This is a genomic window from Pseudomonas sivasensis, from assembly GCF_052938085.1.
On the sequence record NZ_CP176442.1, the window covers coordinates 889005 to 913730 of the forward strand.

At 59.2% G+C, this 24726-nt stretch carries 31 protein-coding genes and 1 pseudogene; 17 read left to right on the top strand and 15 right to left on the bottom strand.

The window, feature by feature from the left end; genetic code table 11:
* Position 1 precedes the first annotated feature (1 nt).
* Both ACKZ62_RS04220 and ACKZ62_RS04225 read left to right on the top strand, forming a co-directional pair.
* The gene (locus ACKZ62_RS04220; protein ID WP_122763896.1) at positions 2 to 1465 is read left to right on the top strand and encodes an N-acyl-D-amino-acid deacylase family protein; all 1464 of its coding nucleotides are present in this window, start codon (positions 2 to 4) and stop codon (positions 1463 to 1465) included.
* A gap of 29 nt (positions 1466 to 1494) precedes the next feature.
* Complete coding sequence (locus tag ACKZ62_RS04225; protein WP_032885592.1) at positions 1495 to 1863, top strand: glyoxalase superfamily protein; 369 nt, start codon at positions 1495 to 1497, stop codon at positions 1861 to 1863.
* A gap of 110 nt (positions 1864 to 1973) precedes the next feature.
* On the opposite strand, the gene ACKZ62_RS04230 is transcribed toward ACKZ62_RS04225, so the two are convergent.
* Both ACKZ62_RS04230 and ACKZ62_RS04235 read right to left on the bottom strand, forming a co-directional pair.
* Positions 1974 to 2837 (bottom strand): methyl-accepting chemotaxis protein, encoded by an 864-nt coding sequence (locus ACKZ62_RS04230; protein WP_371260691.1) that lies wholly within the window; start codon positions 2835 to 2837, stop codon positions 1974 to 1976.
* A pseudogene (locus ACKZ62_RS04235) lies at positions 2829 to 3893 on the bottom strand (methyl-accepting chemotaxis protein); the annotation flags it as partial. The pseudogene ACKZ62_RS04235 and the gene ACKZ62_RS04230, both read right to left, overlap by 9 nt.
* Positions 3894 to 4142: 249 nt before the next feature.
* On the opposite strand from ACKZ62_RS04235, the gene ACKZ62_RS04240 reads away from it, so the two are divergent.
* Positions 4143 to 4760 carry a BamJ family beta-barrel-assembly machinery protein gene (locus ACKZ62_RS04240; RefSeq protein WP_032885594.1) on the top strand — a complete coding sequence of 206 codons (618 nt, stop codon included), beginning with the start codon at positions 4143 to 4145 and terminating at the stop codon, positions 4758 to 4760.
* A gap of 60 nt (positions 4761 to 4820) precedes the next feature.
* Here ACKZ62_RS04240 and ACKZ62_RS04245 read toward each other — a convergent pair whose 3' ends face one another.
* The 3 genes from ACKZ62_RS04245 to ACKZ62_RS04255 all read right to left on the bottom strand — a co-directional run bounded on the left by ACKZ62_RS04245 (position 4821) and on the right by ACKZ62_RS04255 (position 6741).
* Complete coding sequence (locus ACKZ62_RS04245) at positions 4821 to 5078, bottom strand: PA4570 family protein (protein WP_003194088.1); 258 nt, start codon at positions 5076 to 5078, stop codon at positions 4821 to 4823.
* Between the two features lie 158 nt (positions 5079 to 5236).
* On the bottom strand, positions 5237 to 5578 hold the full coding sequence (locus ACKZ62_RS04250; RefSeq protein ID WP_003230858.1) for a zinc ribbon domain-containing protein YjdM: 342 nt from the start codon (positions 5576 to 5578) through the stop codon (positions 5237 to 5239).
* A gap of 194 nt (positions 5579 to 5772) precedes the next feature.
* Positions 5773 to 6741: a polyprenyl synthetase family protein gene (locus ACKZ62_RS04255; RefSeq protein ID WP_447096362.1), complete on the bottom strand. Its 969-nt coding sequence runs from the start codon at positions 6739 to 6741 to the stop codon at positions 5773 to 5775.
* 239 nt (positions 6742 to 6980) lie between these two features.
* Between ACKZ62_RS04255 and rplU the strand changes: the two genes are divergently transcribed.
* The 7 genes from rplU (at position 6981) to ACKZ62_RS04290 (ending at position 12579) form a co-directional block, all read left to right on the top strand.
* A complete protein-coding gene (gene rplU / locus ACKZ62_RS04260) occupies positions 6981 to 7295 on the top strand; it encodes a 50S ribosomal protein L21 (RefSeq protein WP_003176051.1) in 315 nt (104 codons plus the stop codon).
* Positions 7296 to 7329: 34 nt separating this feature from the next.
* Entirely contained in the window at positions 7330 to 7587 is a 258-nt protein-coding gene (rpmA, locus tag ACKZ62_RS04265; RefSeq protein ID WP_003176049.1) for a 50S ribosomal protein L27, read from the top strand.
* Between the two features lie 193 nt (positions 7588 to 7780).
* On the top strand, positions 7781 to 9004 hold the full coding sequence (cgtA, locus tag ACKZ62_RS04270) for an Obg family GTPase CgtA (RefSeq protein WP_015885843.1): 1224 nt from the start codon (positions 7781 to 7783) through the stop codon (positions 9002 to 9004).
* Positions 9005 to 9128: 124 nt separating this feature from the next.
* Positions 9129 to 10247, top strand: coding sequence for a glutamate 5-kinase (proB, locus tag ACKZ62_RS04275; RefSeq protein WP_057013120.1), 1119 nt, complete (start codon positions 9129 to 9131; stop codon positions 10245 to 10247).
* A 15-nt stretch (positions 10248 to 10262) separates the two neighbouring features.
* Positions 10263 to 10727 carry a CreA family protein gene (locus ACKZ62_RS04280; RefSeq protein WP_032885596.1) on the top strand — a complete coding sequence of 155 codons (465 nt, stop codon included), beginning with the start codon at positions 10263 to 10265 and terminating at the stop codon, positions 10725 to 10727.
* A 101-nt stretch (positions 10728 to 10828) separates the two neighbouring features.
* On the top strand, positions 10829 to 11311 hold the full coding sequence (locus ACKZ62_RS04285) for a glutathione peroxidase (protein WP_099602207.1): 483 nt from the start codon (positions 10829 to 10831) through the stop codon (positions 11309 to 11311).
* 164 nt (positions 11312 to 11475) lie between these two features.
* Positions 11476 to 12579, top strand: coding sequence for an NADH:flavin oxidoreductase (locus ACKZ62_RS04290; protein ID WP_032885598.1), 1104 nt, complete (start codon positions 11476 to 11478; stop codon positions 12577 to 12579).
* Here ACKZ62_RS04290 and ACKZ62_RS04295 read toward each other — a convergent pair.
* Complete coding sequence (locus tag ACKZ62_RS04295; RefSeq protein WP_442117712.1) at positions 12548 to 13750, bottom strand: glycosyltransferase family 4 protein; 1203 nt, start codon at positions 13748 to 13750, stop codon at positions 12548 to 12550. The two genes, ACKZ62_RS04290 and ACKZ62_RS04295, sit on opposite strands and share 32 nt — an antisense overlap.
* A gap of 54 nt (positions 13751 to 13804) precedes the next feature.
* Positions 13805 to 14569 (bottom strand): sulfate transporter CysZ, encoded by a 765-nt coding sequence (gene cysZ, locus ACKZ62_RS04300; protein WP_032885600.1) that lies wholly within the window; start codon positions 14567 to 14569, stop codon positions 13805 to 13807.
* On the opposite strand from cysZ, the gene ACKZ62_RS04305 reads away from it, so the two are divergent.
* Positions 14568 to 14708 (top strand): hypothetical protein, encoded by a 141-nt coding sequence (locus tag ACKZ62_RS04305; RefSeq protein ID WP_163033189.1) that lies wholly within the window; start codon positions 14568 to 14570, stop codon positions 14706 to 14708. The two genes, cysZ and ACKZ62_RS04305, sit on opposite strands and share 2 nt — an antisense overlap.
* A gap of 142 nt (positions 14709 to 14850) precedes the next feature.
* Positions 14851 to 15813, top strand: a complete 963-nt coding sequence (gene trxB / locus ACKZ62_RS04310) for a thioredoxin-disulfide reductase (RefSeq protein ID WP_010206474.1) — start codon at positions 14851 to 14853, stop codon at positions 15811 to 15813.
* Between the two features lie 102 nt (positions 15814 to 15915).
* On the opposite strand, the gene ACKZ62_RS04315 is transcribed toward trxB, so the two are convergent.
* From ACKZ62_RS04315 to ACKZ62_RS04340, 6 genes are read right to left on the bottom strand one after another with little or no spacing between them, the layout of a single operon-like run.
* Positions 15916 to 16257, bottom strand: coding sequence for a HopJ type III effector protein (locus ACKZ62_RS04315; protein WP_181640474.1), 342 nt, complete (start codon positions 16255 to 16257; stop codon positions 15916 to 15918).
* Positions 16250 to 16546, bottom strand: a complete 297-nt coding sequence (locus tag ACKZ62_RS04320) for a DUF1244 domain-containing protein (RefSeq protein WP_010206472.1) — start codon at positions 16544 to 16546, stop codon at positions 16250 to 16252. Before ACKZ62_RS04320 ends, ACKZ62_RS04315 begins: the two co-directional genes overlap by 8 nt.
* A gap of 16 nt (positions 16547 to 16562) precedes the next feature.
* Complete coding sequence (folX, locus tag ACKZ62_RS04325) at positions 16563 to 16934, bottom strand: dihydroneopterin triphosphate 2'-epimerase (protein ID WP_032857710.1); 372 nt, start codon at positions 16932 to 16934, stop codon at positions 16563 to 16565.
* A gap of 2 nt (positions 16935 to 16936) precedes the next feature.
* On the bottom strand, positions 16937 to 17497 hold the full coding sequence (gene folE / locus ACKZ62_RS04330; RefSeq protein WP_032885602.1) for a GTP cyclohydrolase I FolE: 561 nt from the start codon (positions 17495 to 17497) through the stop codon (positions 16937 to 16939).
* A 20-nt stretch (positions 17498 to 17517) separates the two neighbouring features.
* Positions 17518 to 18228 carry a dihydromonapterin reductase gene (gene folM, locus ACKZ62_RS04335; protein ID WP_032885603.1) on the bottom strand — a complete coding sequence of 237 codons (711 nt, stop codon included), beginning with the start codon at positions 18226 to 18228 and terminating at the stop codon, positions 17518 to 17520.
* Between the two features lie 57 nt (positions 18229 to 18285).
* Positions 18286 to 18846, bottom strand: a complete 561-nt coding sequence (locus ACKZ62_RS04340; protein WP_447096363.1) for a putative antibiotic biosynthesis monooxygenase — start codon at positions 18844 to 18846, stop codon at positions 18286 to 18288.
* A 214-nt stretch (positions 18847 to 19060) separates the two neighbouring features.
* Between ACKZ62_RS04340 and ACKZ62_RS04345 the strand changes: the two genes are divergently transcribed.
* Positions 19061 to 20020 carry a MerR family transcriptional regulator gene (locus ACKZ62_RS04345; protein WP_447096364.1) on the top strand — a complete coding sequence of 320 codons (960 nt, stop codon included), beginning with the start codon at positions 19061 to 19063 and terminating at the stop codon, positions 20018 to 20020.
* 2 nt (positions 20021 to 20022) lie between these two features.
* Here the strand turns inward: ACKZ62_RS04345 and ACKZ62_RS04350 are convergent, their stop codons facing one another.
* Complete coding sequence (locus ACKZ62_RS04350) at positions 20023 to 20628, bottom strand: hypothetical protein (protein ID WP_032885606.1); 606 nt, start codon at positions 20626 to 20628, stop codon at positions 20023 to 20025.
* A gap of 59 nt (positions 20629 to 20687) precedes the next feature.
* On the bottom strand, positions 20688 to 21155 hold the full coding sequence (locus ACKZ62_RS04355; RefSeq protein WP_032885607.1) for a PAS domain-containing protein: 468 nt from the start codon (positions 21153 to 21155) through the stop codon (positions 20688 to 20690).
* A 128-nt stretch (positions 21156 to 21283) separates the two neighbouring features.
* On the opposite strand from ACKZ62_RS04355, the gene ACKZ62_RS04360 reads away from it, so the two are divergent.
* The 4 genes from ACKZ62_RS04360 (at position 21284) to ACKZ62_RS04375 (ending at position 24652) form a co-directional block, all read left to right on the top strand.
* A complete protein-coding gene (locus ACKZ62_RS04360; protein WP_095186375.1) occupies positions 21284 to 21739 on the top strand; it encodes a flavodoxin in 456 nt (151 codons plus the stop codon).
* Between the two features lie 198 nt (positions 21740 to 21937).
* Positions 21938 to 22720, top strand: coding sequence for a class II aldolase/adducin family protein (locus ACKZ62_RS04365; RefSeq protein ID WP_447096365.1), 783 nt, complete (start codon positions 21938 to 21940; stop codon positions 22718 to 22720).
* Entirely contained in the window at positions 22720 to 23622 is a 903-nt protein-coding gene (locus ACKZ62_RS04370) for an alpha/beta fold hydrolase (protein ID WP_032885610.1), read from the top strand. Before ACKZ62_RS04365 ends, ACKZ62_RS04370 begins: the two co-directional genes overlap by 1 nt.
* A gap of 118 nt (positions 23623 to 23740) precedes the next feature.
* Positions 23741 to 24652 carry an SDR family oxidoreductase gene (locus ACKZ62_RS04375; protein WP_032885611.1) on the top strand — a complete coding sequence of 304 codons (912 nt, stop codon included), beginning with the start codon at positions 23741 to 23743 and terminating at the stop codon, positions 24650 to 24652.
* Positions 24653 to 24726: the final 74 nt, after the last annotated feature.

A 24726-nucleotide genomic window follows, 5' to 3' on the forward strand; every position in this document is an offset into this window, starting at 1 on the left:
TATGAAGTACGACACGCTGATTCGCCACGCGCTGATCATCGATGGCAGCAACACACCCGGTTATGTCGCGGATGTGGGGCTGCGCGATGGGCGTATCGAGACAATCGGTGATCTGTCTGCTGCGACGGCCGAGCATGAAATCGACGCCACCGACCGCGTGTTGGCGCCGGGGTTTATCGATGTCCATACCCACGACGACACGGTGGTGATCCGTCATCCGCAGATGCTGCCCAAGCTCAGTCAGGGCGTGACCACGGTGATTGTCGGCAACTGTGGCATCAGCGCTTCGCCGGTGAGTTTGCGCAACGACCCGCCGGACCCGATGAACCTGCTGGGCAGCGCTGCGGCGTTTGTATATCCCCGTTTCAGCGACTATCGCAGCGCCGTTGAAAGCGCCCATCCAGCGCTCAACGTCGCGGCATTGATCGGCCACACGGCGCTGCGCAGCAACCACATGGACGATCTGCATCGCACCGCCACACCGGATGAAATCACCGCCATGCGCGTGCAGTTACAAGAGAGTCTTGAAGCCGGCGCCCTCGGCTTATCCACAGGCCTGGCCTACGCCAGCGCGTTCAATGCCGAGACCGATGAAGTGCTGCAACTGAGTGAAGAACTCACGGCCTACGGCGCCGTGTACACCACCCATCTACGCAGCGAATTCGAGCCAGTGCTGGAGGCGATGGACGAAGCTTTTCTGATCGGCCGGCACGCCAAGGTGCCGGTGATTATTTCCCACCTCAAATGCGCCGGGGCGGGTAACTGGGGGCGCAGTCCGCAGCTGCTGGCCGCTCTGGAGCAGGCGGCGAAAACCCATCCGGTGGGATGTGACTGTTATCCCTACGCAGCCAGTTCTTCGACTCTGGATTTGAAGCAAGTGACCGATGCGTTTCGCATCACCATTACGTGGTCCACGCCCCATCCGGACATGGGCGGGCGAGATTTGCAGGACATTGCTGGCGAATGGGACGTCTCCTTGATGGACGCCGCCCGCCGTCTGCAGCCTGCGGGTGCGGTGTACTACGGGATGGATGAAGCGGATGTACGACGCATCCTCGCGCATCCATTGTCGATGGTGGGGTCGGATGGCTTGCCTGAAGATCCGTTTCCGCATCCACGCTTGTGGGGTGCGTTCCCACGTGTGTTGGGGCATTTCAGCCGGGATATCGGGTTGTTCCCGTTGCATACCGCCGTGCACAAAATGACCGGCTTGTCGGCGGCGCGTTTCGGCCTGGTCGAGCGGGGTGAAATTCGTGAAGGGCACTGGGCGGACCTGGTGTTGTTCGACCCGTTGCGGGTGCGGGATGTGGCGGATTTCAAAAATCCAGAGCAGGCGGCAGAGGGCATTGATGGTGTGTGGGTCAATGGCGTGTTGACCTACAGCGATGGACAGGCCAATGGTCAGCGCCCAGGACGATTCCTGGCTCGCCAGGGAGATTTGCGTCGGGGGTTCAGCGCTCTATAGTGGGCGATCTCAAAAACGGAGCGGTTGCCATGCACTTAGGAAAAGTCACCCCTATCCTGCGGATTTTCGACGAGACCAAGGCGTTGGAATTCTATGTGGAGTTCCTTGGGTTCAAGGTTGATTGGCAGCATCGTTTCGAGGCGAATTACCCGCTGTACCTGCAAGTATCATTGGGCGAGTGCGTGCTGCATCTGTCCGAGCATCATGGCGACGCTTCGCCGGGCGCGGCGGTGCGGATTCAGGCGCAAGGGGTAGATGCCTACCAGCAGCAATTGCAGGCTAAGGATTACCGTTATGCCAAGCCCAGCGTTGAAGAAACGCCTTGGGGATCGCGGGAGATGAGCATCAAGGATCCATTTGGGAATCGTGTGGTGTTTGTTGAGGAAGGCGAGGGCTGAGAGGCCAATCGCAGGCAATAAAAAAACCGCCTTAGTAGGGCGGTTTTTTATTGCAGCCCCAGCTTTTGGCTGGGGCTGCATCTGTGGCGGGTCAGGTATCGCAGCGATTCTTAAACCCGGAAATGGCTGACCATCTGCTGCAACTGGCTGCCCAAACGTGCCAGTTCCACACTCGATTTGGCCGTCTCGTCACTGGCGGTGGCGGTCTGTTCCGACACGTCACGTACATTGACGATGCTGCGGCTGATCTCTTCGGCCACGGCGCTTTGTTGCTCGGCGGCGGCGGCGATCTGCTGGTTCATCGACTGGATGTTCGACACCGTACGGGTGATGTTTTCCAGGGATACACCGGCCTTGCGCGTCAGCTCCACGCTGCTGTCGGTGAGGCTGCGGCTGTTGTTCATCACATTGGCCACTTGCTGGGTGCCGTTCTGCAAACCGGCGACCAGACCTTCGATTTCTTCGGTGGATTTTTGCGTGCGTTGGGCCAGGCCGCGCACTTCGTCGGCGACCACGGCAAACCCGCGACCGGCTTCACCGGCGCGTGCTGCTTCGATGGCGGCGTTGAGGGCCAGCAGGTTGGTTTGTTCGGCCACGGCTTTGATCACGTCCATCACGCTGCCGATCTTGTTGCTCTCTTGTTGCAGATGGCTCATGGCGTCGGTGGAACGCGCCACTTCGGCGGCCAGGCGTTCGATCTGGGCAATGGCTTCGGCCACCACTTTGTCGCCTGCACGGGCTTGGCCGTCGGCATCGGCAGCGGCCAGGGAAGCCTGTTCGGCATTGCGCGCGACTTCCTGCACGGTAGCGGTCATTTCATGCATCGCGGTGGCGACTTGATCGGTCTCGATCTTCTGGCTGTTCACGCCGGCACTGGTCTGCTCGGTCACGGCCGATAGTTCTTCGGCGGCGCTGGCGATCTGGGTCACGCCGTCACGAATACCGCTGATCAATTCACGCAAGGTGGTGCCCATGCGCTGGATGCCTTGTTGCAGCACGCCCAGCTCATCGCGGCGGGTGACCTGGATGTTGTGGCTCAAATCGCCGGAGGCAATGCGTTCAACCACGGCCAGGGTTTCCTGGATCGGGCGAGTGATCTGGCGGGTGATGACCAGCGCGGCAATGATGCCAACCAGCAGGGCCAGCAAGGTGCTGATCAATTGCAGGCTACGGGCCTGGGCGCTTTCGGCGTCGCGGCGATCCAACTGGATCTCGTAGAGCTTGTCGCTGATGTTGACGATATCAGTGCCTTGGGTGGTCATTTCTGCGCGAGCAGCAACGATATTGGCGTTGGCCACCTTGTAGTTCTGGACAGCCGTGCGGTAGGCGCCAAGAGCGGTTTCCAGCGCGGTCAGCGCGCTTTGCTGGCCGGCGCCAAAGGCGGCACTGAGGTCTTTCAAGCTGGCAATGGCTTTGTCGATCTGTGCGGCAGCGCGGGCTTCGGTATCCGGGCTGACGTTGCCGGTGTAGCCGCGCACTTCGTAGCGGGCCAGTTGGAATTGCATCTTGGCGTCGGCCACGGCCTGGAACTGAGCAAAGTGCTCCGCGCTGTCAGGCATCTGCTTCACGCTGGCTTCCAGCGCGTCGATCTGGGCGTTGGCGCTGTCGGCCTTGTCGCCCATCACTTGGCGAGAGGCATTGCCGTTACGGTAAGCCTCGCGCATTTTGTTCAGGGATTGCTGGTAGGCAGTAATGACCGATTTCTGCTCATTGAGCAGCTTGAGGTTTTCCGGGCTCTTGAAGCTGTCCAGCAGTTTCTGTTGCTGGGCAACGAAGGCATCGAGGCTGGTCTGCACGTTCTGCGCCACGGCTTCGTCACCGTTGGCCAGCATGTATTGAAGGCGCACGATGCGCAGTTTGGTCAGCGACGCGTTGAGCTGGGTGATGTCGCTCATCCAGTTGCTGCGGTCGATCAGGCCGCCCAGGCTGGTCCAGCCAGTGAGTGCCAGGATCGAGGTGAGGACAAGCACCAGGCCGAAGCCCAGGCCCAGTTTGAGGTTGACGCTGATGTTACCGAACCAGCTGTTCATCGAATGCTCCGCAAGAGTGATGTCTGTTTGCTGGACGGTGTTGTTATTTGAGCCAGCCAAGGTGTAGCGCTGTATCGGCGGCGGGATGTGAATCTGAAGGGCGTTTTATTTCAAGTGGCGACGAAGGGTCGTCAGCGGTGTGCAGAACCACTGAGGGCTCATCAAGGGGCGGTCTTGTGTGCTAGTCTGCGGGCCCTTTTAGTTTTGGGCAGCGCGGGAAATCGCGTTGTCCTGCAGCGGAGCCTCTTCATGTCCGAAGTTAATCTGTCCACCGACGAAACCCGCGTCAGCTACGGTATCGGCCGTCAGTTGGGCGACCAACTGCGCGACAACCCGCCACCGGGTGTGAGCCTGGACGCAATCCTGGCTGGCCTGACCGACGCGTTCGCAGGTTCGCCAAGCCGCGTTGACCAAGAGCAAATGGCTGCCAGCTTCAAGGTGATCCGTGAAGTCATGCAAGCCGAAGCAGCCGCCAAGGCTGAAGCCGCTGCTGGCGCTGGTCTGGCCTTCCTGGCCGAAAACGCCAAGCGTGATGGCATCACCACCCTGGCTTCCGGCCTGCAATTTGAAGTGCTGACTGCCGGTGAAGGCGCCAAGCCGACCCGTGAAGACCAAGTCCGTACCCACTACCACGGCACCTTGATCGACGGCACTGTGTTCGACAGCTCCTACGAGCGTGGCCAGCCAGCAGAATTCCCGGTTGGTGGCGTGATTGCCGGTTGGACCGAAGCCCTGCAACTGATGAATGCTGGCAGCAAATGGCGCCTGTACGTGCCGAGCGAACTGGCTTACGGCGCTCAAGGCGTTGGCAGCATTCCGCCGCACAGCGTTCTGGTATTCGACGTCGAGCTGCTCGACGTTCTGTAAGACCTGCTGATTACCTGTGGGAACGAGCCTGCTCGCTCCCACAGTGTTTTAGGGGGTTGCTCATGGATGAAACTTGCCATTGAGCTCCGTCGCCGGGCGCAACGCTCGGGCATAGCAAAACAGAAACAGATTACGCACCACCTCTTTCAGCACACCGGGTTCACTTGAACTCAGGCCATTGACGTCCAGGTCGCCCTGGTCCTGCAATTCATTCAGCGCTTCTTCTTCCAGTACCGCACAGACTTCGCCGGTTTCCCGATGCAGTATCCGCAGGTAAGGGTGTGGGCGGTCCAGCCAGGCATCTATCAAATAAGTCATGGTGCATCTCCTTGATCGGTTTCAATGAGAATAATTCTTATTCGTAGAATAGCAAGCGTCTATTGGCGGTTTCTTGGTTTTTCTGTGTGGATATTGAGGCAGGTCAGGGGGAGGGCAAAACGCCATCCCGCGGCTGGCGCGGGATGGATACAGCAGATTCAGACTTTGCGCACGAACTCGGATTTAAGCTTCATCGGGCCGATGCCGTCGATCTTGCAATCGATATCGTGGTCGCCATCGCACAGGCGGATGTTCTTGACCTTGGTGCCGACCTTGACGACCAGAGACGTGCCTTTGACCTTGAGGTCCTTGATCACTGTGATGGTGTCGCCGTCCTGCAGGACGTTGCCTACAGAGTCTTTCTTCACGGTTTCATCGCCGGCCACTTCGGCCTCGCCATTGGCGGACCACTCATGGGCGCATTCCGGGCAGATCAGCTGGGCGCCGTCTTCGTAGGTGTATTCGGAATTGCATTTCGGGCAGGGTGGCAACGTGCTCACTAAAGCTCCTTAAAGGTCAGGATGGCTAAAAGTCGCACATTATATAGGGTTTTGTGGTGTTGCAGGCTCTATGAAATCCAAATGTGAGAGGGGGCTTGCTCCCGATAGCGGTGGATCAGCCAGTCATATATCGACTGAACACCGTCATCGGGGGCAAGCCCCCTCTCACATTGGTCTGTGTCTGCAGGTATGGCTTAGTGCGTACGTGCGACTGCAAACTCACTCAGCTCAACCAGGGCGTCCCGGTATTCGCTGGCAGGCAGGGCTTCCAGGCACTTGATCGCACGGGCCACGTAGTCACGCGCCAGTTGTGCGGTGTAGTCCAGGGAGCCCGAAGCTTCCACGGCTGCGCGGATGCTTTTGAGGTCTTCTATGCCGCCTTTCTGAATCGCCTTGCGCACCAAAGCTGCCTGTTCTGGCGTGCCTTCGCGCATGGTGTAGATCAGCGGCAAGGTCGGCTTGCCCTCGGCCAGATCGTCGCCGACGTTCTTGCCCAGGGTTTCAGCATCGCCACGGTAGTCGAGCAGGTCGTCTACCAGTTGGAACGCCACGCCCAGATGGTCGCCAAAGGTGCGCAGGGCTTCGGCCTGTTCGGCGGTCGCGCCACACAATGCCGCGGCGCTGTGGGTGGAGGCTTCAAAGAGCATCGCGGTCTTGCCGCGAATCACTTCCATGTAGGTTTCTTCGGTGGTGCTGGCGTCGCGGACCTTCGACAGCTGCAACACTTCGCCTTCAGCGATGATGCGCGTGGCCTGGGACAGGATCTTCATCACCGGCATCGAGCCCAGTTCGACCATCATTTCGAACGAGCGTGAATACAGGAAGTCGCCGACAAGCACACTTGGTGCGTTACCCCACATCGCATTGGCGGTCTCGCGGCCACGGCGCATGCCGGACATGTCGACCACGTCGTCATGCAATAGGGTGGCGGTGTGCAGGAACTCGATGGTGGCGGCCAGCAGGCGCAGGTCATCGCCTTCGCGGCCCAGGGCCTTGCCGCACAGCAACACTAATAAAGGACGCAGGCGCTTACCGCCCGCCGACGTAATATAGTCGCCAATTTTGGAGACCAGCGGCACTTTAGACGTCAGCTGCTGCTTGATGATGCCGTCGACGGCGCTAAAATCGTCCGCGACCGCGCGGTAGAAAGCTTGGGGTTGCATCAGCGACAGTCGCTCCAGAAGGGTTGCGCGGCATGCTAGGACCCTGACCCCGTAGTGTCAAGGCGCGATGGACGGCCACTTGCAACACCCATTTACCTTGCGTACAATCGCGCACCCTGAACTTCCTGGGCAGCACCTGCCTTACGCAATTGCATTCGGGACGTCCATCCCATGCAGCCATGCCAGCCAATACCTCTTCTTATAAAGCGCTGGGTGAGCAGGATTATCGGAGAAATACCATGTCGTACGCAGTAATTGTTACTGGTGGCAAGCAATACAAGGTCGCCCCAGGTGAATACCTGAAGATCGAAAAACTGGAAATCGCTACCGGCGAATCCGTTACTTTTGATCGCGTTCTGTTGGTCGCCAATGGCGATGACGTGAACATCGGCGCTCCAGTTGTTGCTGGCGCTACCGTTGTGGCTGAAGTGATCTCCCAAGGTCGTCACGATAAAGTCCGCATCATCAAGTTCCGTCGTCGTAAGCACCACATGAAGCGTATGGGCCACCGCCAGTGGTACACCGAGATCAAAATCACCGGTATTCAGGCTTAATTTCAGCCTAATTCCTCACTAGGAGAATTGACTCATGGCACACAAAAAAGCTGGTGGTAGTACCCGTAACGGTCGCGACTCAGAAGCCAAACGCCTTGGCGTTAAGATGTATGGCGGCCAGAAAATCATTCCGGGCAACATCATCGTGCGTCAGCGCGGCACCCAATTCCACGCCGGTTACGGTGTAGGCATGGGCAAAGATCACACCCTCTTCGCGAAAATCGAAGGCGTGATCAAGTTTGAAGTAAAAGGCGCGTTCAACCGCCGTTACGTGAGCGTTGTCGCAGCTTAATTGCGAAATCGCTGGAAAAGCCCTGTCTCGCGACGGGGCTTTTTCGTTTGTGGGGTGAGTCTCTTGCAAAGCTGTTTGTGATGGGCTCCGGCGCTGGATTTGCGGTCGCTGATTGAGGTCGCTGCGCTCATTTTTGCAAGAGTCTTATGTCTTGGTTTCTTAAGCTCGTCCATGCGGCGAGAGGCGTTTTGTTATGAAGTTCGTTGATGAAGTATCCATCCGAGTAAAAGCAGGCGACGGCGGTAACGGTTGCATGAGTTTCCGTCGCGAAAAATTCATCGAAAACGGTGGCCCCAACGGCGGTGACGGCGGTGACGGCGGTTCCATCTACATGATGGCCGACGAAAACCTCAACACCCTGGTCGACTACCGTTACACCCGGCACTTTGATGCCGAGCGTGGCTCCAACGGCGGCAGTACCGACTGCACCGGTAAAAAAGGCGAAGACCTGGTACTGCGCGTACCGGTTGGCACCACGATCATCGATTCCGCGACCCAGGAAGTGATCGGCGACCTGACCAAGGCCGGCCAGAAACTGATGGTTGTGCAGGGTGGCTGGCACGGTCTGGGCAACACCCGATTCAAGTCCAGTACCAACCGTGCACCGCGCCAGACCACGCCGGGCAAGCCTGGCGAGCAGCGTGACCTCAAGCTGGAAATGAAAGTACTGGCAGACGTGGGTCTGCTGGGCTTGCCGAACGCAGGCAAAAGTACCTTCATCCGCTCGGTATCGGCCGCCAAGCCGAAAGTCGCTGACTACCCGTTCACTACCCTGGTGCCAAACCTGGGTGTGGTCAGCGTTGACCGCTGGAAAAGCTTCGTGATCGCCGACATTCCAGGCCTGATCGAAGGGGCTTCCGACGGCGCAGGCCTGGGGATTCGCTTCCTCAAGCATTTGTCCCGCACCCGTTTGCTGCTGCACCTCGTCGACATGGCGCCATTGGATGACACCAGTGCACCAGACGCCGCCGAAGTGATCGTCAGCGAGCTGACCAAGTTCAGCCCGGCCCTGGCCGAGCGTGATCGTTGGTTGGTGCTGAACAAGTGCGACCAGATCCTCGAGGAAGAGCACGAGGAGCGCGTCAAGGAAATCGTTGATCGCCTGGAATGGACGGGTCCGGTCTACGTGATCTCGGCCATCGCCAAAGAAGGCACCGAGCGCCTGACCCGCGACATCATGCGCTACCTCGAAGACCGTGCTGACCGCCTGGCGGCCGACCCGGTGTTCAAGGCCGAACTCGCCGAACTCGACCAGCAGATCGAAGACGAAGCCCGTGCCCAGCTGCAAGCTCTGGACGACCAGCGTGCCCTGCGCCGCAGCGGCGTGAAGTCGGTCCACGACATCGGCGACGACGATTGGGACGAAGAAGACGTGGATGATGAAGACGGTCCAGAAATCATTTACGTGCGCGACTGATTCGTTGCAGTAAACTTAAGCGCCGCTCACATGAGCGGCGTTTTGGTATCTGGGTATTACGTAGCCACGAATAACGTTATGGGCAGCGCTGGGTCGCGCGGCCCTCTATCTAAGGTTGAAGATGATGCGGAGCAAAGTGACAGGTGCGCAGCGTTGGGTCGTAAAGATCGGAAGTGCGCTACTGACGGCGGATGGCAAAGGCCTGGATCGCGCAGCAATGAGCGTCTGGGTGGAGCAGATGGTGGCCTTGCATGAGGCTGGTGTCGAGTTGGTGCTGGTGTCGTCAGGGGCGGTTGCCGCCGGGATGAGCCGTCTCGGCTGGACCGCGCGACCCAGCGCGATGCACGAACTGCAAGCCGCTGCAGCCATCGGCCAGATGGGCCTGGTGCAAGCCTGGGAGTCCAGCTTCGCCGAGCACGGCCGCCACACGGCGCAGATCCTGCTGACTCACGACGACCTGTCCGACCGCAAGCGCTACCTCAACGCCCGCAGTACTTTGCGCGCCCTGGTGGAGCTCAAGGTGATCCCGGTGATCAACGAGAACGACACCGTGGTCACCGACGAAATCCGTTTCGGCGACAACGACACCCTGGCCGCACTGGTAGCCAACCTGGTGGAAGCCGACTTGCTGGTGATCCTCACTGATCGCGACGGCATGTTCGACGCCGATCCGCGCAACAACCCCGATGCGCAGCTTATTTATGAAGCCCGCGCCGATGACCCGGCGCTGGACGCCGTGGCCGGCAGTGTCGGCGGTGCCCTGGGCCGTGGCGGCATGCAGACCAAGCTGCGGGCTGCGCGTCTGGCTGCACGCTCCGGTGCCCACACCATTATCGTCGGTGGGCGCCTGGAGCGCGTGTTGGACCGCCTCAAGGCTGGCGAACGCATCGGCACGTTGCTGTCGCCGGAACGCGGCATGCTGGCGGCGCGCAAGCAGTGGCTGGCTGGGCATCTGCAAACCCGTGGCACTCTGGTGCTGGACGCCGGCGCGGTATCGGCACTGTCCCAGGGCAACAAGAGCCTGCTGCCGGTGGGCGTCAAGCTGGTACAGGGCAGCTTTCGCCGCGGCGAAATGGTGGTGTGCGTAGCGCCCGACGGTCGTGAGATCGCCCGTGGCCTGGCCAATTACAGCGCCCTGGAAGCACAGAAAATTATTGGACAATCGTCTGACGCGATTGTCGGACTATTAGGTTACATGGCCGAACCTGAACTGGTTCACCGCGACAACCTGATCCTGGTCTAACCAAAGGAATATACGATGCGTTTAGTGAAGTTTGCGTTGGGCCTGCTGTTGCTGACGCCGTTGCTGGCCAGCGCCGAAGAGGTTGGCCAGGTGTCGACGGTGTTTAAATTCGTCGGCCCCAACGATCGAATTGTCGTCGAAGCGTTTGACGACCCCAAGGTCGACGGCGTGACCTGCTACTTGTCCCGCGCCAAGACCGGTGGCGTTAAAGGCGGCCTGGGCCTGGCCGAAGATCGCGCTGAAGCATCGATTGCCTGCCGTCAGGTCGGCCCGATCCGCTTCAAGGGCGAACTAAAGGACGGCGACGAAGTGTTCAAGGAACGCACCTCGCTGGTGTTCAAAACCATGCAAGTGGTGCGTTTCCTCGACAAAAAGCGCAACACCTTGGTGTACCTGGTCTACAGCGACCGCCTGATCGAAGGCAGCCCGCAGAACGCCGTGACCGCAATTCCGATTTTGCCGTGGCCGACCGCTCAGTAATCCGCAGGCGGGTTTTGTAATCGGCGTCTATGATTGCAGGCTTGCGGGTTGTAACCTCAAGGCGCCGCTTTGCTAAGAACATGGGATATCTGGAGTTCGTCATGAGTGCTTTCCACGACCTGAAACTCAAAGCTTTGGACGGACAAGAGTTGCCACTGGCGCCCTTCAAGGGGCAAGTAGTGCTGGTGGTCAATGTAGCCTCCAAATGTGGCCTGACCCCGCAATATGCGGCGTTGGAGAACCTCTATCAGCAGTACAAGGACCAAGGGTTTACTGTGCTGGGCCTGCCGTGCAACCAGTTTGCCGGCCAGGAACCGGGCACCGAGGAAGAAATCCGCGAGTTCTGCAGCCTGAACTACGGCGTGACCTTTCCCTTGGGCAGCAAGCTCGATGTCAATGGCCCTGAGCGTCACCAGCTCTACCGGTTGCTGGCGGGTGAGGGGGCCGAATTTCCCGGCGATATCACCTGGAATTTTGAGAAGTTCCTGCTGGGTAAAGATGGTAGGGTCCTCGCTCGATTCTCACCGCGTACCCCGCCGGAAGACCCTTCGATCGTCCAGGCCATCGAAAAAGCCTTGAGCTAAATCACTTCTCTTGTGGTGAGCGGACCTTTCCCGCCTTGGGCTGCGTAGCAGCCCAAATACCCCACCGCTTTTACCCCTTAATCACCAAAATCAATAGTGCTACCGGGCGCGTTCCACTCCTCATATTATCCGCATCATAAACCCAGTCTCCCGTGGAGTGCTCCATGCCCGTCCAAGCCTTGTTCAAACCCTTCCAGCTCGGTGCACTGCAACTGTCGACCCGCGTGGTCATGGCGCCGATGACCCGCTCGTTTTCTCCGGGTGGTGTACCTAATTCCAACGTCATCGAATACTACCGTCGCCGTGCGGCCGCTGGCGTGGGCTTGATCATCACTGAAGGCACCGTGGTCGGTCACCAGGCCTCTAATGGCTACCCGAATGTCCCGCATTTCTACGGTGAAGCGGCCCTGGCCGGGTGGAAGAAAGTGGTCGATGCCGTGCACGCCGAAGGCGGCAAGATTGTCCCTCAGTTGTGGCATGTCGGCAGCGTGCGCCGTATCGGCACTGAGCCTGATGCCAGCGTGCCGGCCTATGGTCCGATGGAGAAACTCAAGGACGGCAACGTGGTGGTCCACGGCATGACCGCCCAGGACATCAAGGACGTGATCAACGCTTTCGCCCAAGCCGCCAAAGACGCCCAAAGCATCGGCATGGACGGCGTTGAAATCCATGGCGCCCACGGTTATCTGGTCGATCAGTTCTTCTGGGAAGGCAGCAACCAGCGTACCGACGAGTACGGCGGTAGCCTGGCCAACCGCTCGCGTTTTGCCATCGAGCTGATCCAGGCTACGCGCGCCGCTGTCGGCCCGAACTTCCCGATCATCTTCCGTTTCTCCCAGTGGAAGCAGCAGGACTACACCGCGCGTCTGGTACAAACCCCTGAGGCGTTGGGTGAATTCCTCAAGCCGCTGTCCGACGCCGGCGTGGATATTTTCCACTGCTCAACCCGACGTTTCTGGGAACCGGAATTTGAAGGTTCCGACCTCAATCTGGCCGGCTGGGCGCGCCAACTCACCGGCAAACCAACTATTACCGTGGGCAGCGTCGGCCTGGATGGCGAGTTCCTGCAGTTTATGGTCAACACCGACAAAGTCGCGCAGCCGGCTAGCCTGGAAAAACTGCTTGAGCGCCTGAACAACGACGAGTTTGATCTGGTTGCCGTAGGTCGTGCGTTGTTGGTTGACCCGGATTGGGCCGTGAAGGTGCGTGAAGGACGTGAGGGTGACATCCTGCCATTCAGTCGTGAGGCGTTGACGACTCTGGTGTAAGTGGCGTCAGGGCGGGCTCCAGGTGCCCGTCCTCGCACACACCGCGCAACTGGCGTTCGAACTGCTCGATAATCGCTGGCCAACCCTGGCGACTGGCATGTTGACGAGCATTCAGGCGGGCCCTGCGCAACGTTTCGCGTTCTTCCAGCAGCCAGATGGCTGCATCGCAAAACGCCTCTTCATCCCCCGGCATCGCCAGTGCGCCGCTATAGCCGTGCCGCAGGTGCTGGCTTGCGGCTGCCTGGTCGTACGCCACCACACCAAGGCCTGAGGCCATGGCTTCCAGCACTACATTGCCGAAGGTCTCCGTCAGGCTGGGAAAAAGAAACAGGTCTCCCGACGCGTAATGCCGTGCCAACTCTTCACCGCGTTGGGTGCCGCAGAATACTGCTTCGGGCAGGTCGCGCTCCAGCAGCGCACGTTGCGGGCCGTCCCCGACGACAATCAGCTTCATTGGGCGGGATGGGTAGGTTTTCTGTAGCGCATCAAAGCAGCGCTTGAGCAGCCCGAGGTTTTTCTCCTGGGCCAGGCGGCCAACGTGCAGCACAGCGATATCGTCGTTCTCTAAACCCCAGCTTTCACGCAGTGCATTGTCACGCTTGGTCGGGTGGAATAACTGGCTGTCGACACCCCGCGACAACATTCCCAAACGCTCGAAATGCCGACGCTCCAACTCCAGGCGTTGGCTGGCGCTGGGCACCAGGGTCAACGTCGAACGGTTGTGAAACCAGCGCAGGTAATGCGTGACCATTCGGCTGAGCAGGCTCAAGCCGTACTGGTTCGAATACTGTTGGAAATTGGTGTGAAAGCCGCTGACCACACTGATGCCCAGGCGCCGTGCTGCACGCAGTGCCGACAAGCCCAGCGGGCCTTCAGTGGCGATGTAGAGCACGTCCGGGCGTTGGCGTGTCCAGCGGCGCAGCAACTTGTGCATCGACGACTGACCCCACTGCAGGCCCGGATAACCCGGCAGTGGCCAGCCGCGGCACAGCAGGAGTTCGTCGTCGCTGAGCCGGCTCTGATCGACGCCTTGGCGTGGGCGTACCAGTTCGACTTGATGGCCGCGCGCGCGCAAACCCTCGCACAGGCGACCAAGGGTATTGGCCACCCCGTTGATCTCTGGCGGGAAGGTTTCGGTGATGAGGGTGATATGAAGCGAGGCTGTCGTCATGACCCACAGTGTCCGTGTGGGCCATGTCGCCATTGTGTCATCCAGATGATGGATTTATGACTTGGTGACCTTGGGGTTCGCCATCGCCTCGGCGCCTTGCTCGCGCACCCAGAACAAGGTGGCGCCAGCCACCGCCGCGGGCATCATCAGCAGGTTGACCACCGGCACCAGCAATACCAGATAGACGATGCCGCCAAAGCTCATGCTCTGCCAGCGTTTCTGGCGCAGCCAGGCGAGCATTTCGTTCCAGCCCAGTTTGTGGTTGTCGGCCGGGTAGTCGATGTATTGGATTGCCATCATCCACACGCCAAACAGCAGCCACAGCGGCGCGGCGATCAGGTTGACCACGGGAATAAACGAAAGGATAAACAGGCCGATCGCCCGTGGCAGGAAGTAGCCGAGCTTGCGCATTTCTCGGGCCAGGGTGCGGGGGACCATGGCGATCAACTCGCCCCAACTGAAGGCCGGGAAGTCATCGGTACCGCGCACCACCACTTCTACCTTCTCTGAGAGAAAGCCATTGAACGGCGCCGCGATGATATTGGCGAGCATGGTGAAGGTGAAAAACACCATCAGCACCACCAACACTACAAAGAGCGGCCATAGCAGGTAATTCAAAAAGCTCAGCCAACTCGGCAGCGTCGGCATTAAGTGCTCGACCCACAAGCTGAACTGGTGGCCGGCGAAGTAAATCAATCCGACGAACAGCACCAGGTTGATCATCAGCGGCAGCAGCACAAACAGGCGTAGGCCAGGGCTCAACACCAGTTTGAGGCCTTCACGCAGGTATTGCGGGCCGGAAAGAACAGGGGCAGGCATGGAGAACTCCGAGCAGGATGACGAACGCGCCGACCTTACCGACTTTGTATCCGAGGCGAAAGCGGCGACATCAACAGTAACAAACGCCTCGATTAGCTGGGCTGACAGCATAGAGACCGCCTATGAGCTGGATTGTTAAACCGTATTTCCTTAATCTTGCCCCCCTCTATACGCTGCACCCATTATTTTCAGGATCTGCGAGTTAAAGCCTTCCCCAAGTGCTTCGCAGTCCTTTTTTATTCCAGCCGCCTTGTAGTCCGGGCGGTCGATAGGAGTGAGTCATGTCTGATACCCGTCATTCGCGAGTGATTATTCTCGGTTCCGGCCCTGCCGGTTACAGCGCTGCTGTCTATGCTGCCCGGGCCAACCTCAAGCCGCTGCTGATCACCGGCATGCAGGCGGGCGGTCAGTTGACCACCACCACGGAAGTCGACAACTGGCCTGGCGACGTCCACGGCCTGACTGGCCCGGTGCTGATGGAGCGTATGAAAGAACACGCCGAGCGCTTTGAAACCGAGATCGTTTTTGATCACATCAACCAAGTCGACTTCTCGAAAAAGCCTTACAGCCTGACCGGCGACAGCGGCGTCTACACCTGTGACGCGCTGATCATCGCCACTGGCGCCAGCGCCCGTTACCTGGGCCTGCCATCGGAAGAAGCGTTCATGGGCAAGGGCGTTTCAGCCTGCGCGACCTGCGACGGTTTCTTCTACCGCAACAAGCCGGTCGCTGTAGTCGGCGGCGGTAACACTGCCGTTGAAGAGGCGCTGTACCTGGCCAATATCGCCAGCACCGTGACCCTGGTTCACCGCCGCGAGACTTTCCGCGCCGAGAAGATCCTGATCGACAAGCTGCACGCCCGTGTCGCTGAAGGCAAGATCATCCTCAAGCTCAACGCTACCCTGGACGAAGTCCTGGGCGACAACATGGGCGTGACCGGTGCGCGCCTGAAAAACAACGACGGCAGCTTCGACGAGCTGAAAGTCGACGGCGTGTTCATCGCCATCGGCCACACTCCGAACACCTCGTTGTTCGAAGGCGTGCTGGAAGCCAAAGACGGTTATCTGGTGGTGCAGGGCGGCCGTGAAGGCAATGCGACTGCCACCAATATCGAAGGCATCTTTGCTGCCGGTGATGTGGCTGACCACGTGTACCGCCAGGCCATCACTTCGGCTGGCGCCGGTTGCATGGCGGCACTGGATGCCGAGCGTTACCTGGACGGTTTGAAGGACGCTTCGTTCTAAATCGTTGGAATAAAAAAACCGGCTGCGAGGCCGGTTTTTTTATGAGTGCAATTTAAATGTGGGAGGGGCAAGTCCCCTCCCATATTTTGATCCGCGTCTGACTCAGGATTTGCGGGTCAGGGGCTGCGCGGTGAATTTCACACCGGCCAACCCATGGGCAATCAACGCCCGAATATTGCCGTGGTCGCTGCCCTCAGGCGTCGCCACCACCGAGCGGTAATGCTCACCAAACGCCAGCAGCGCTTCTTGGTCGCTCAAGCCTTCCAGCACCGCCAAGCCCAAGGTCTTGCACGACCCTTCATTCTGCCCGGCCGCGTTTTCCACGGTGCCGTTGGTGAAGGCCTGCGGTTGGTAATCGTAACCTGCCGCGACAAATGCCAGGGTGTCGGCAAAGATGTGTTCGCCACTGTTGAGGCTGGCGCGCAGGGTGTTCAAATCAGTCATGGGTTTTTCCTTTGGCGAACGCTGCCTGTTGGTCAGCGCTGGCTTCTTTCTGGTATTGGGCTTTCCACTCGGCGTACGGCATGCCGTACACCACTTCACGAGCGTCATCGAGGCTCAGCTCGATCTGGCGCTCGTCGGCCTCGGCTTTGTACCACTTGGACAGGCAGTTACGGCAGAAACCGGAGAGGTTCATCAGGTCGATGTTCTGTACATCCTTGCGGCTGTCCAGATGTGCTACCAGCCGGCGAAAAGCGGCGGCTTCGAGTTCGAGGCGTTGTTGATCGTTCATAGGGTCCACTTCAATGTCAGCGGCTGGCCGCCAGGGTAATCGAAACCGATTCGGCAAAGCGCAGCGCATGTGGCTTATCCACTTCGACCTCGGCGTACAGCACCGATTCATTGCTCATCACCAGGTCCAGCAATTCCTGGGTCAGGCGTTCCAGCAGCGCGAAGCGGTTGCCTTCCACGTGGGCGATGATCGCCTTGGTGATGGTGCGGTAGTTCAACGCGTGGTCAATATCGTTGTCACGCACGGCGTCCTGGGCTGCATACAGGATGGTCAGGTTGATCAGCACATCCTGCTTGTTGAGGATTTCGTCCTCATTGATACCGATGAAGGTACGCAGACACAGGTCCTTGACCCGGATGCGCGCCATGCCTGGTTGAAGTTGTGGCATTGCTACTTGCTCCGTCCAATCAGTTGCAGGAACTCCATGCGCGTGGTGTTCGACTCGCGGAACGCGCCGAGCATCACCGAGGTGTTCATGGTTGAATTCTGTTTTTCCACGCCGCGCATCATCATGCACATGTGCTTGGCCTCGATCACCACCGCCACACCGGCGGCCTGGGTCACGTCCTGGATCGCGTCGGCGATCTGCCGCGTGAGGTTTTCCTGGATCTGCAGGCGCCGGGCGAACATGTCGACAATACGCGCCAGTTTCGACAGGCCGAGCACCTTGCCGGTCGGAATATAGGCCACGTGGGCCTTGCCGATAAAGGGCAGCAGGTGATGTTCGCACAGCGAGTACAACTCGATGTCCTTGAGGATCACCATCTCGTCGTTGTCGGAGGCGAACAGTGCACCGTTGACGATTTCTTCGAGGTTCTGCTCATAGCCATGACACAGGTACTGCATGGCCTTGGCGGCGCGCTTGGGGGTGTCGAGCAAGCCTTCGCGTTCCGGGTCTTCGCCCAGGTTCTTGAGGATCTCGCGGTAATGGTGGGGCAGGGATAAGGTCATACAACATCCTCACAAACGGCTTACTTGATATGCCGCCCGCCGTTGACGGTCAGGGTGGTACCGGTGACATAGGGGTTGTCCAGCAGGTAGCGCACGCTCTGGTAAATCACCTCGGGTCCGGGCTCGATGCCCAGGGCTGATTTGGCCAACACCCGAGTGCGATAGGCCGCGTCGTCGTCTTCGTTGAACATCACCATCGCCGGGGCGATGCCGTTGACTTTGATCAGCGGCGCGAACTGCGCGGCAAACGACAGCGTAAGGCTGTCGAGCCCGGCCTTGGTGGCGCAGTAGGCAATGTGCTGGCGGCTGCCCTTGCGCACCACGTCATCGCTGATATGCACGATATCGGCAGGTGAAGAGCGTTGCAGCAAGGTCGAACAATGCAGGTTGATCAGGTACGGCGCAAGCATGTGTACGCTGAACATATCGGTAAACGCGCGGCTTTCGTCGCCCGGCGTTTCCGCGACCCAGGCCGAGGCGTTGTGGATGATCGCGCGCAGGCTTTGGGTGTGGGTACTCAGTTCAGCGATAAACGCCAGGATCCCAGCTTCGTTGGAGAAGTCGGCAAACACACCGATCGCGCCACGCTCGCGCAGGGCCTGCACGCCGGGGCGTTCGCTGCGGTAGCTGAAAATCACCGGTTGGCCCTCGTCCAGCAGGCGCTGGGCGCAATGCAGGCCGACACGTTGGCCGGCGCCGGTGATCAGGATCGGGGCGTTCTTTGCAGTCATGGGAGGCTCGCGTCGCTGGCAGGCGCAAATCATACCAGCGACGGGTCGCCCCTGTACTCACGCCGCCGCTTCGGCGGCCTTGCGCGGTGCAAGCGTGGGATGCAGCCAGTTCGCCAGCAGGTGTGTGGACAGCGGAATGAACCAGTAAACCATCAGAGGCGTGAGTGCCATCGTGCTGACCAGTACGCGAGGCACCAGGTCGAGCCCATTGAGCAACGGCCCCAAGACAAAGTTGAACAGCAGCGACACCGGGAAAAACGCCAGCCAGATTGCCACGGCCTGCTTCCAGCGCGGCGGACGGGCACCCGCGGCGCCAAACCAGCCATCGATGCCGCGCACACGGTGCTCGGAGGGGTCGGCAAACAAATCGCTGCCGCGGCTAAGCCAGGCACAACGGGAGGCGGAGAATTCCCAGGCATGCAGTGTTTTTTCGTCGGCGAAGCGGAAAATGATCTGGAATTCGTCATCGTTGGGCGGCGGTGCAAGTACGCCGGAGCCCAGATAACCGGGGAAGTCGGTAGCCAATTGCTCGCCTTCGCGCAGCCAGGCCATCAGTTCTTCGTAGCGCCCTTTGGCGACGCGGCGCGCAACCATCAAGGTGACGGGAGAGGTAGACATTGTGTATCTCCAAATGTACGGGTGCGCTGATCCGGGTAGGTGGCGCACAAACGAAGCTGCGGGGTGTTGCAGCGACGTAGAAAAAACAGGCAAGGATTATTCCGGTTTTGCCGAAATACGCCAGCGACATTGGTCCGAAAAGTACACACCTTGAAAAAGAGGGGTCTATAGGCGTTAAATGACCGCCCAATTACCGCTGGTTTGTTGGTCTTGAATGCCCGTGATTACTGCTCCTGCTGACAGCATTTCGTATCTGGATTCGCCTGATTGCGCTGAGCTTTTTCCAATTCGTGATGTATCAAGATTGACAGGCGTCAACCCGGTCACCTTGCGTGCATGGGAGCGTCGTTACGGCCTGATCCAGCCCATCCGCACCGAAAGTGGGCACCGCCTCTACTCCAAGGCCGATATTGAGACGGTCAATCGCATTCTTGGTTGGATTGAACGTGGCGTGGCGGTAAGCAAGGTCGGCAAGATTCTCGCCCGCGACGATCAGCAGGCCGAAGCGATTCGCGCTGAGCGCGACTCAGTCGAGGAAAGCGAATTGCCGCAATGGCGGGCGAGGCTGTTGCTGGCGGTCAAGGCCTTTGACGATCGTCAGTTGGAAAGCCTGTATGGCCAGATTCTCGCTACCTATCCCCTCAACGTGGCGTTCCAAGAGATCCTGATGCCTCTCTGGAACGAGCTGTTGCGCCACCAGGGGCGTTTTGGTCAAGCCAGCGAATGGCTGTTTTTCGACGCCTTCTTGCGTATCCATGCCTTTCAGCGCCTGCAAGCGGCGACACTGTCGCCTGCGCCTCGGGTATTGCTGTCAGCCATACCCGGCGAATGCCGCAAACTGGAGTTGCTGGTGGCGGCGCTGTTGATGAGCAGCGATGACCTGGTCGTGAAGGTGCTGGGGATGGGGCAGCCGTTTGATGAGCTGACCCTCATATGTGAAAAGACTCATCCCCAGGCGCTGATCATCTTCTCCAACCACTCCCATAACGTTGATCTGGCTGGCCGCCTCAACCGTTTGGCGTTGACCCTTGATTGCCCGTTATTTCTTGCTGGCGCAGTGTCGGACCTGGCGCAGAGCGCGCTGGCAGGTTCCTCCATCGGTTGTCTGGGCAGCGAAGGGCGCCAGATGCAACGCCGCTTGCAGCAGTTCCTCAGCGGTAATCTGGATACCTGAACTCAGGCGTGCATCTGCGGGTGCACCAGGCGGTGCTGATGCAGGATGAACTGGCGCAGGCGTTCGATTTCATCCGCATCGCTTTGACTGAGGCGATAGGCAAACAAACCCCGCGCGGTTTCCCTCTCAAAGGCGCCGCGCAGGGCAATGCGCTCATAGCCGGAAGGGCTGAACCAAAGGGAAAAGGTTTTTGGTGGTTTGATCCGGCCACGAATCTCCACCAGCACGCCCTTGAATGACACCTCATGCACCCACAGCGCACTTGCGGTGCCCTTGATGTTCTCCAGGGCCACCGGTGCTTCAAGTGCAAGACGCCAGGCGCGGATCACCGGGCCGTCTTCAAAAATACTCGGCACACCCAGACGCAGATGCACTGCATTGAACTCATCCTCCACCAATTGGAGGGGAAAGGTCAGTTGCTGGTTGTCGAACTGCGCTTGGATGGTGACATGGTCGTGGGCGGCCAGGCGGGTGAGCAAGTCGCGAATCTGCGCACCGCCGTTGACGGTCAGGCTCGACGACGCATCCCGCAGATTAAGTTGCGGGTTGTGTTGCATGTTCTGAATGAAATCCAGCTCATCCTTGGTCAGAAGCGCATCGCGTTGCATTGTGCTTGCTCAATAGAGGGGCATTAAAGTGCCATTATCCGCTCATATGGCCGTATTTTCTAAATTTTGTTCAATCCATTTGTCGACTTGAACGCGGCCAGTTCGGCTTTGACTTGGGCCAGTTCGCTTTCTAATTGCTCGACACGCTGCTGGGCCTTGACCTGGAGCGTGACGTCTTTTTGTACGCCGATAAAATAGGTTTGCTTATCAGCCGTGTTGAACACCGTTGAAAGCGACAGTTCGTTCCAGAAATGGCTGCCGTCCTTACGGTAATTGCGCAGGGTTTCTCGGCACGAACCACCCTTCGCCAAAGCATCCCGAATAACCGTCAGCGCTGGCTGATCACGGTCGCCCGACTGCAGGAAGCGGCAGTCCTGATAGAGGATTTCGTCCAGTGTGTAGCCGGTCATCCGTTCGAAGGCCGGGTTCACATAAATCAGGGGCTTTTCATCGCCTTCGCGTTCGGCGACCACGATGCCTTCGTTGGAAGCGTCGATCACCATCTGCATCAGCTTGGCGTTAATCATTGAGCGGTCCGTGGCGTGTTGTTGGAATGGGCAGTTTATGGCAAGTCGTGAATCTTGCACGGTGCGCCCCGAAATATTTGCGTCGCTGTTAATATCCCAGGCTTTCGCTCAACTACAGGATCAGATTGATGAAAGTCGCCATCCTTTCCGGCTCGGTCTACGGCACGGCTGAAGAAGTCGCCCGGCACGCCGCCGGCATCCTCAAAGACGCTGGTTTTGAAGCCTGGCACAACCCGCGCGCGACCCTGGCGGATGTGCAGGCGTTTGCCCCTGAGGCGTTTCTGGCGGTGACTTCGACCACCGGCATGGGTGAACTGCCCGATAACCTGCAACCGTTGTATTCGACGATTCGCGACCAACTGCCTTCGGCCTGGCGCGGTTTGCCCGGTGCGGTGATTGGTTTGGGCGACGCCAGCTATGGCGACACCTTTTGTGGTGGCGGTGAGCAAATGCGCGAGCTGTTTGGCGAATTGGGCGTGCGCGAAGTACTGCCCATGTTGCGCCTGGACGCCAGCGAGAGCGTGACGCCGGAAGCTGATGCCGAGCCGTGGTTGGCAGAATTGGTCACTGCACTGCGCGCTTGATTGAGCGGTTCCAGCGGTTTTCAGTCCCTTTATTGACGGCGTCTCTTTGACGCCGTTTGTATAGATCTAAACTATTCTCATAGCTGACTCGTACGGTCATCAAGCTGGCTGCGAAGGCAACTCCGTCCGCCAGGGCGTCTGACTAGACTGGCCCATCACTCGAAAAATAATAAGAAGTGCGCCAAGGAGGTCGTTACCGTGAGCCTAGCCCCTGTTGTGCCGCCACAGAATGTCAAAGATCAGGTCAGTGCTGCCGAGTGGCAAGCCCGTGTCGACCTGGCGGCCTGCTATCGCCTGGTGGCGTTGCATGGCTGGGACGACCTGATCTTCACCCACATCTCGGCCAAGGTGCCGGGCACCGATGATTTCCTGATCAATCCCTACGGACTGATGTTCCACGAGATCACTGCGTCGAGCCTGGTCAAGGTCGACCAGGCCGGCAACAAGCTGATGGACAGCCCCAACGAGATCAACCCGGCGGGCTACACGATCCACAGCGCCATTCATGAAGTTCGCCACGATGTCACCTGCGTGTTGCATACCCACACTGCCGCCGGTGTGGCGGTGGCGGCACAGAAACAGGGCGTGCTGCCGATCAGCCAGCAATCGATCTTCGTGCTGTCGAGCCTGGCCTATCACGCCTATGAAGGCGTCGCGCTGAACCACGAGGAAAAGGCCCGCCTGCAAGCCGACCTTGGCGACAATAATTTCTTGATGCTGCACAACCATGGCCTGCTCACCTGTGGCAGTACCATCGCCGACACGTTCCTGATGATGTTCACCTTTCAGCGCGCCTGCGATATCCAGGTGCTGGCGCAAAACGGCGGCGCTGAATTGATCGCCATTGGTCCGCAGATTCTTGCGGGCGCCAAAGCCATGGTCGCTGCTGTCACCAAGAGCGCTCAAGGTATGGGGGGCGCGCTGGCCTGGCCGGCGTTGCTGCGCAAATTGGATGCTCAAGATCCTGGGTATAGAAGCTGATGCCACTTGCCGAGATCCCGCTCAGAGCCTGGCGCAAACGCAGCCAGAGTTTCGAATTTCACGGACGCACCATCCGTTACTGGGTGTCGGGGCAGGGCGAACCGTTGCTGCTGATCCATGGCTTTCCCACCGCCAGTTGGGACTGGCATTACCTGTGGCAACCCCTGGCCCAGCACAACTTGGTCATCGCCTGCGACATGCTCGGTTTCGGCGATTCAGCCAAGCCTCTGGACCATGGCTACTGCCTGCTGGAACAGGCGGATTTGCAACAGGCTTTGCTGGAGCATCTGCGGGTGGATCAGCCGGTGCACGTGCTGGCCCACGACTACGGTGACAGCGTCGCTCAGGAACTGTTGGCCCGGCACTATGAAGGCCGATTCAAGATGGCCAGTTGTGTGTTTCTCAACGGCGGGCTGTTCCCGGAAACCCATCGCCCGGCGCTGGTGCAAAAACTCCTGCTCAGCCCGCTGGGCTGGATGATCGGCCGCGCATTCGGGCGCAATGCTCTGGCCGACAGCTTCGGCCAGATCTTCGGCCCCAACACTCGCCCCAGCGAAAGCGCACTGGACGATTTCTGGAGCCTGATCGACTGCAACGATGGCACGCGCATCCTGCACAAGCTGATCGCCTACATTCCCCAGCGTCGGCGCCTGCGTGATCGCTGGGTGGCGGCGATGCAGCAGGGTGACGTGCCATTGCGAGTGATCGACGGCGAGATCGACCCGATCTCCGGTGTCCATATGGTGGAGCGTTACCACCAATTGGTGCCCCATGCCGACACGGTGTTACTGGCCAACATCGGCCACTACCCGCAGATTGAAGCGCCGGTGCAGGTGCTCAAGCATTACCAGGCGTTTCGTGATCGGATTGGGCAGGTTGAAACCCGCATGGCTTATTCCTGAGCCTTAGGATCATCCCCCTGCCTTATCGAGCACCATTCAGCCTTGGCTGTCTTTATTGTGACCGGCAGCCCTGTGCCTGACACTCGACCCATTCCCATTGTCGCCATTGGAGTTCGGTATGAGTGAGTCAGTGCAGTTCCAGGATAAGGTCGTGATCGTCACCGGTGCCGGCGGCGGATTGGGCCGGGCCCATGCGCTGTTGTTCGCTAAACATGGGGCCAAGGTGCTGGTCAACGATCTCGGCGGTTCCACCCAAGGCGAAGGCGCCAGTGCTTCGGCGGCCGACCGTGTAGTGGCCGAGATCCGCGAGGCGGGCGGTATTGCCGAAGCCAACCACGACTCTGTCACCGATGGTGACAAGATTGTGCAAAACGCCCTCGACGCTTTTGGCCGCATCGACGTAGTGGTCAATAACGCCGGCATCCTGCGCGACAAAACGTTCCACAAAATGGAAGACGCCGACTGGGACCTGGTTTACCGGGTGCATGTCGAAGGCGCTTACAAAGTCACCCGCGCCGCCTGGCCCCATCTGCGTGAGCAAGGCTATGGCCGGGTGATCTTCACCGCGTCCACTTCGGGCATCTACGGCAACTTCGGCCAGTCCAACTACGGCATGGCCAAGCTCGGCCTGTACGGATTGACCCGCACCCTGGCGCTGGAGGGACGCAAGAACAACATCCTGGTCAACGCCATCGCCCCCACTGGCGCCACGCGCATGACCGAAGGCCTGATCCCGCCGCAAGTGTTCGAGCGCCTCAAGCCGGAATTGGTCAGCCCGCTGGTGGTGTACCTGGGCAGCGAAGCGTGCCAGGAAACGTCGGGGTTGTTTGAAGTGGGCGGTGGCTGGATCGGCAAGACCCGCTGGGAGCGCAGCCTGGGTGTGGGCTTTGATCCCGAAGCCGGTTTTTCACCGGACGATGTGGCGGCGCACTGGCAGCAGATCTGCGACTTCGAAGGGGCGGCTCATCCCAAGGACAACATCGAGGCCTTGAAGGAGATGATGGCCAACTTGCAGAAGTACAGCCTGTGATCATTGCTTGAAAAAGTTTGAATCTTACGGGGCGCTGATGGCGCCCCGTTTTATTTCAGGCAAAAAAAAGCCGC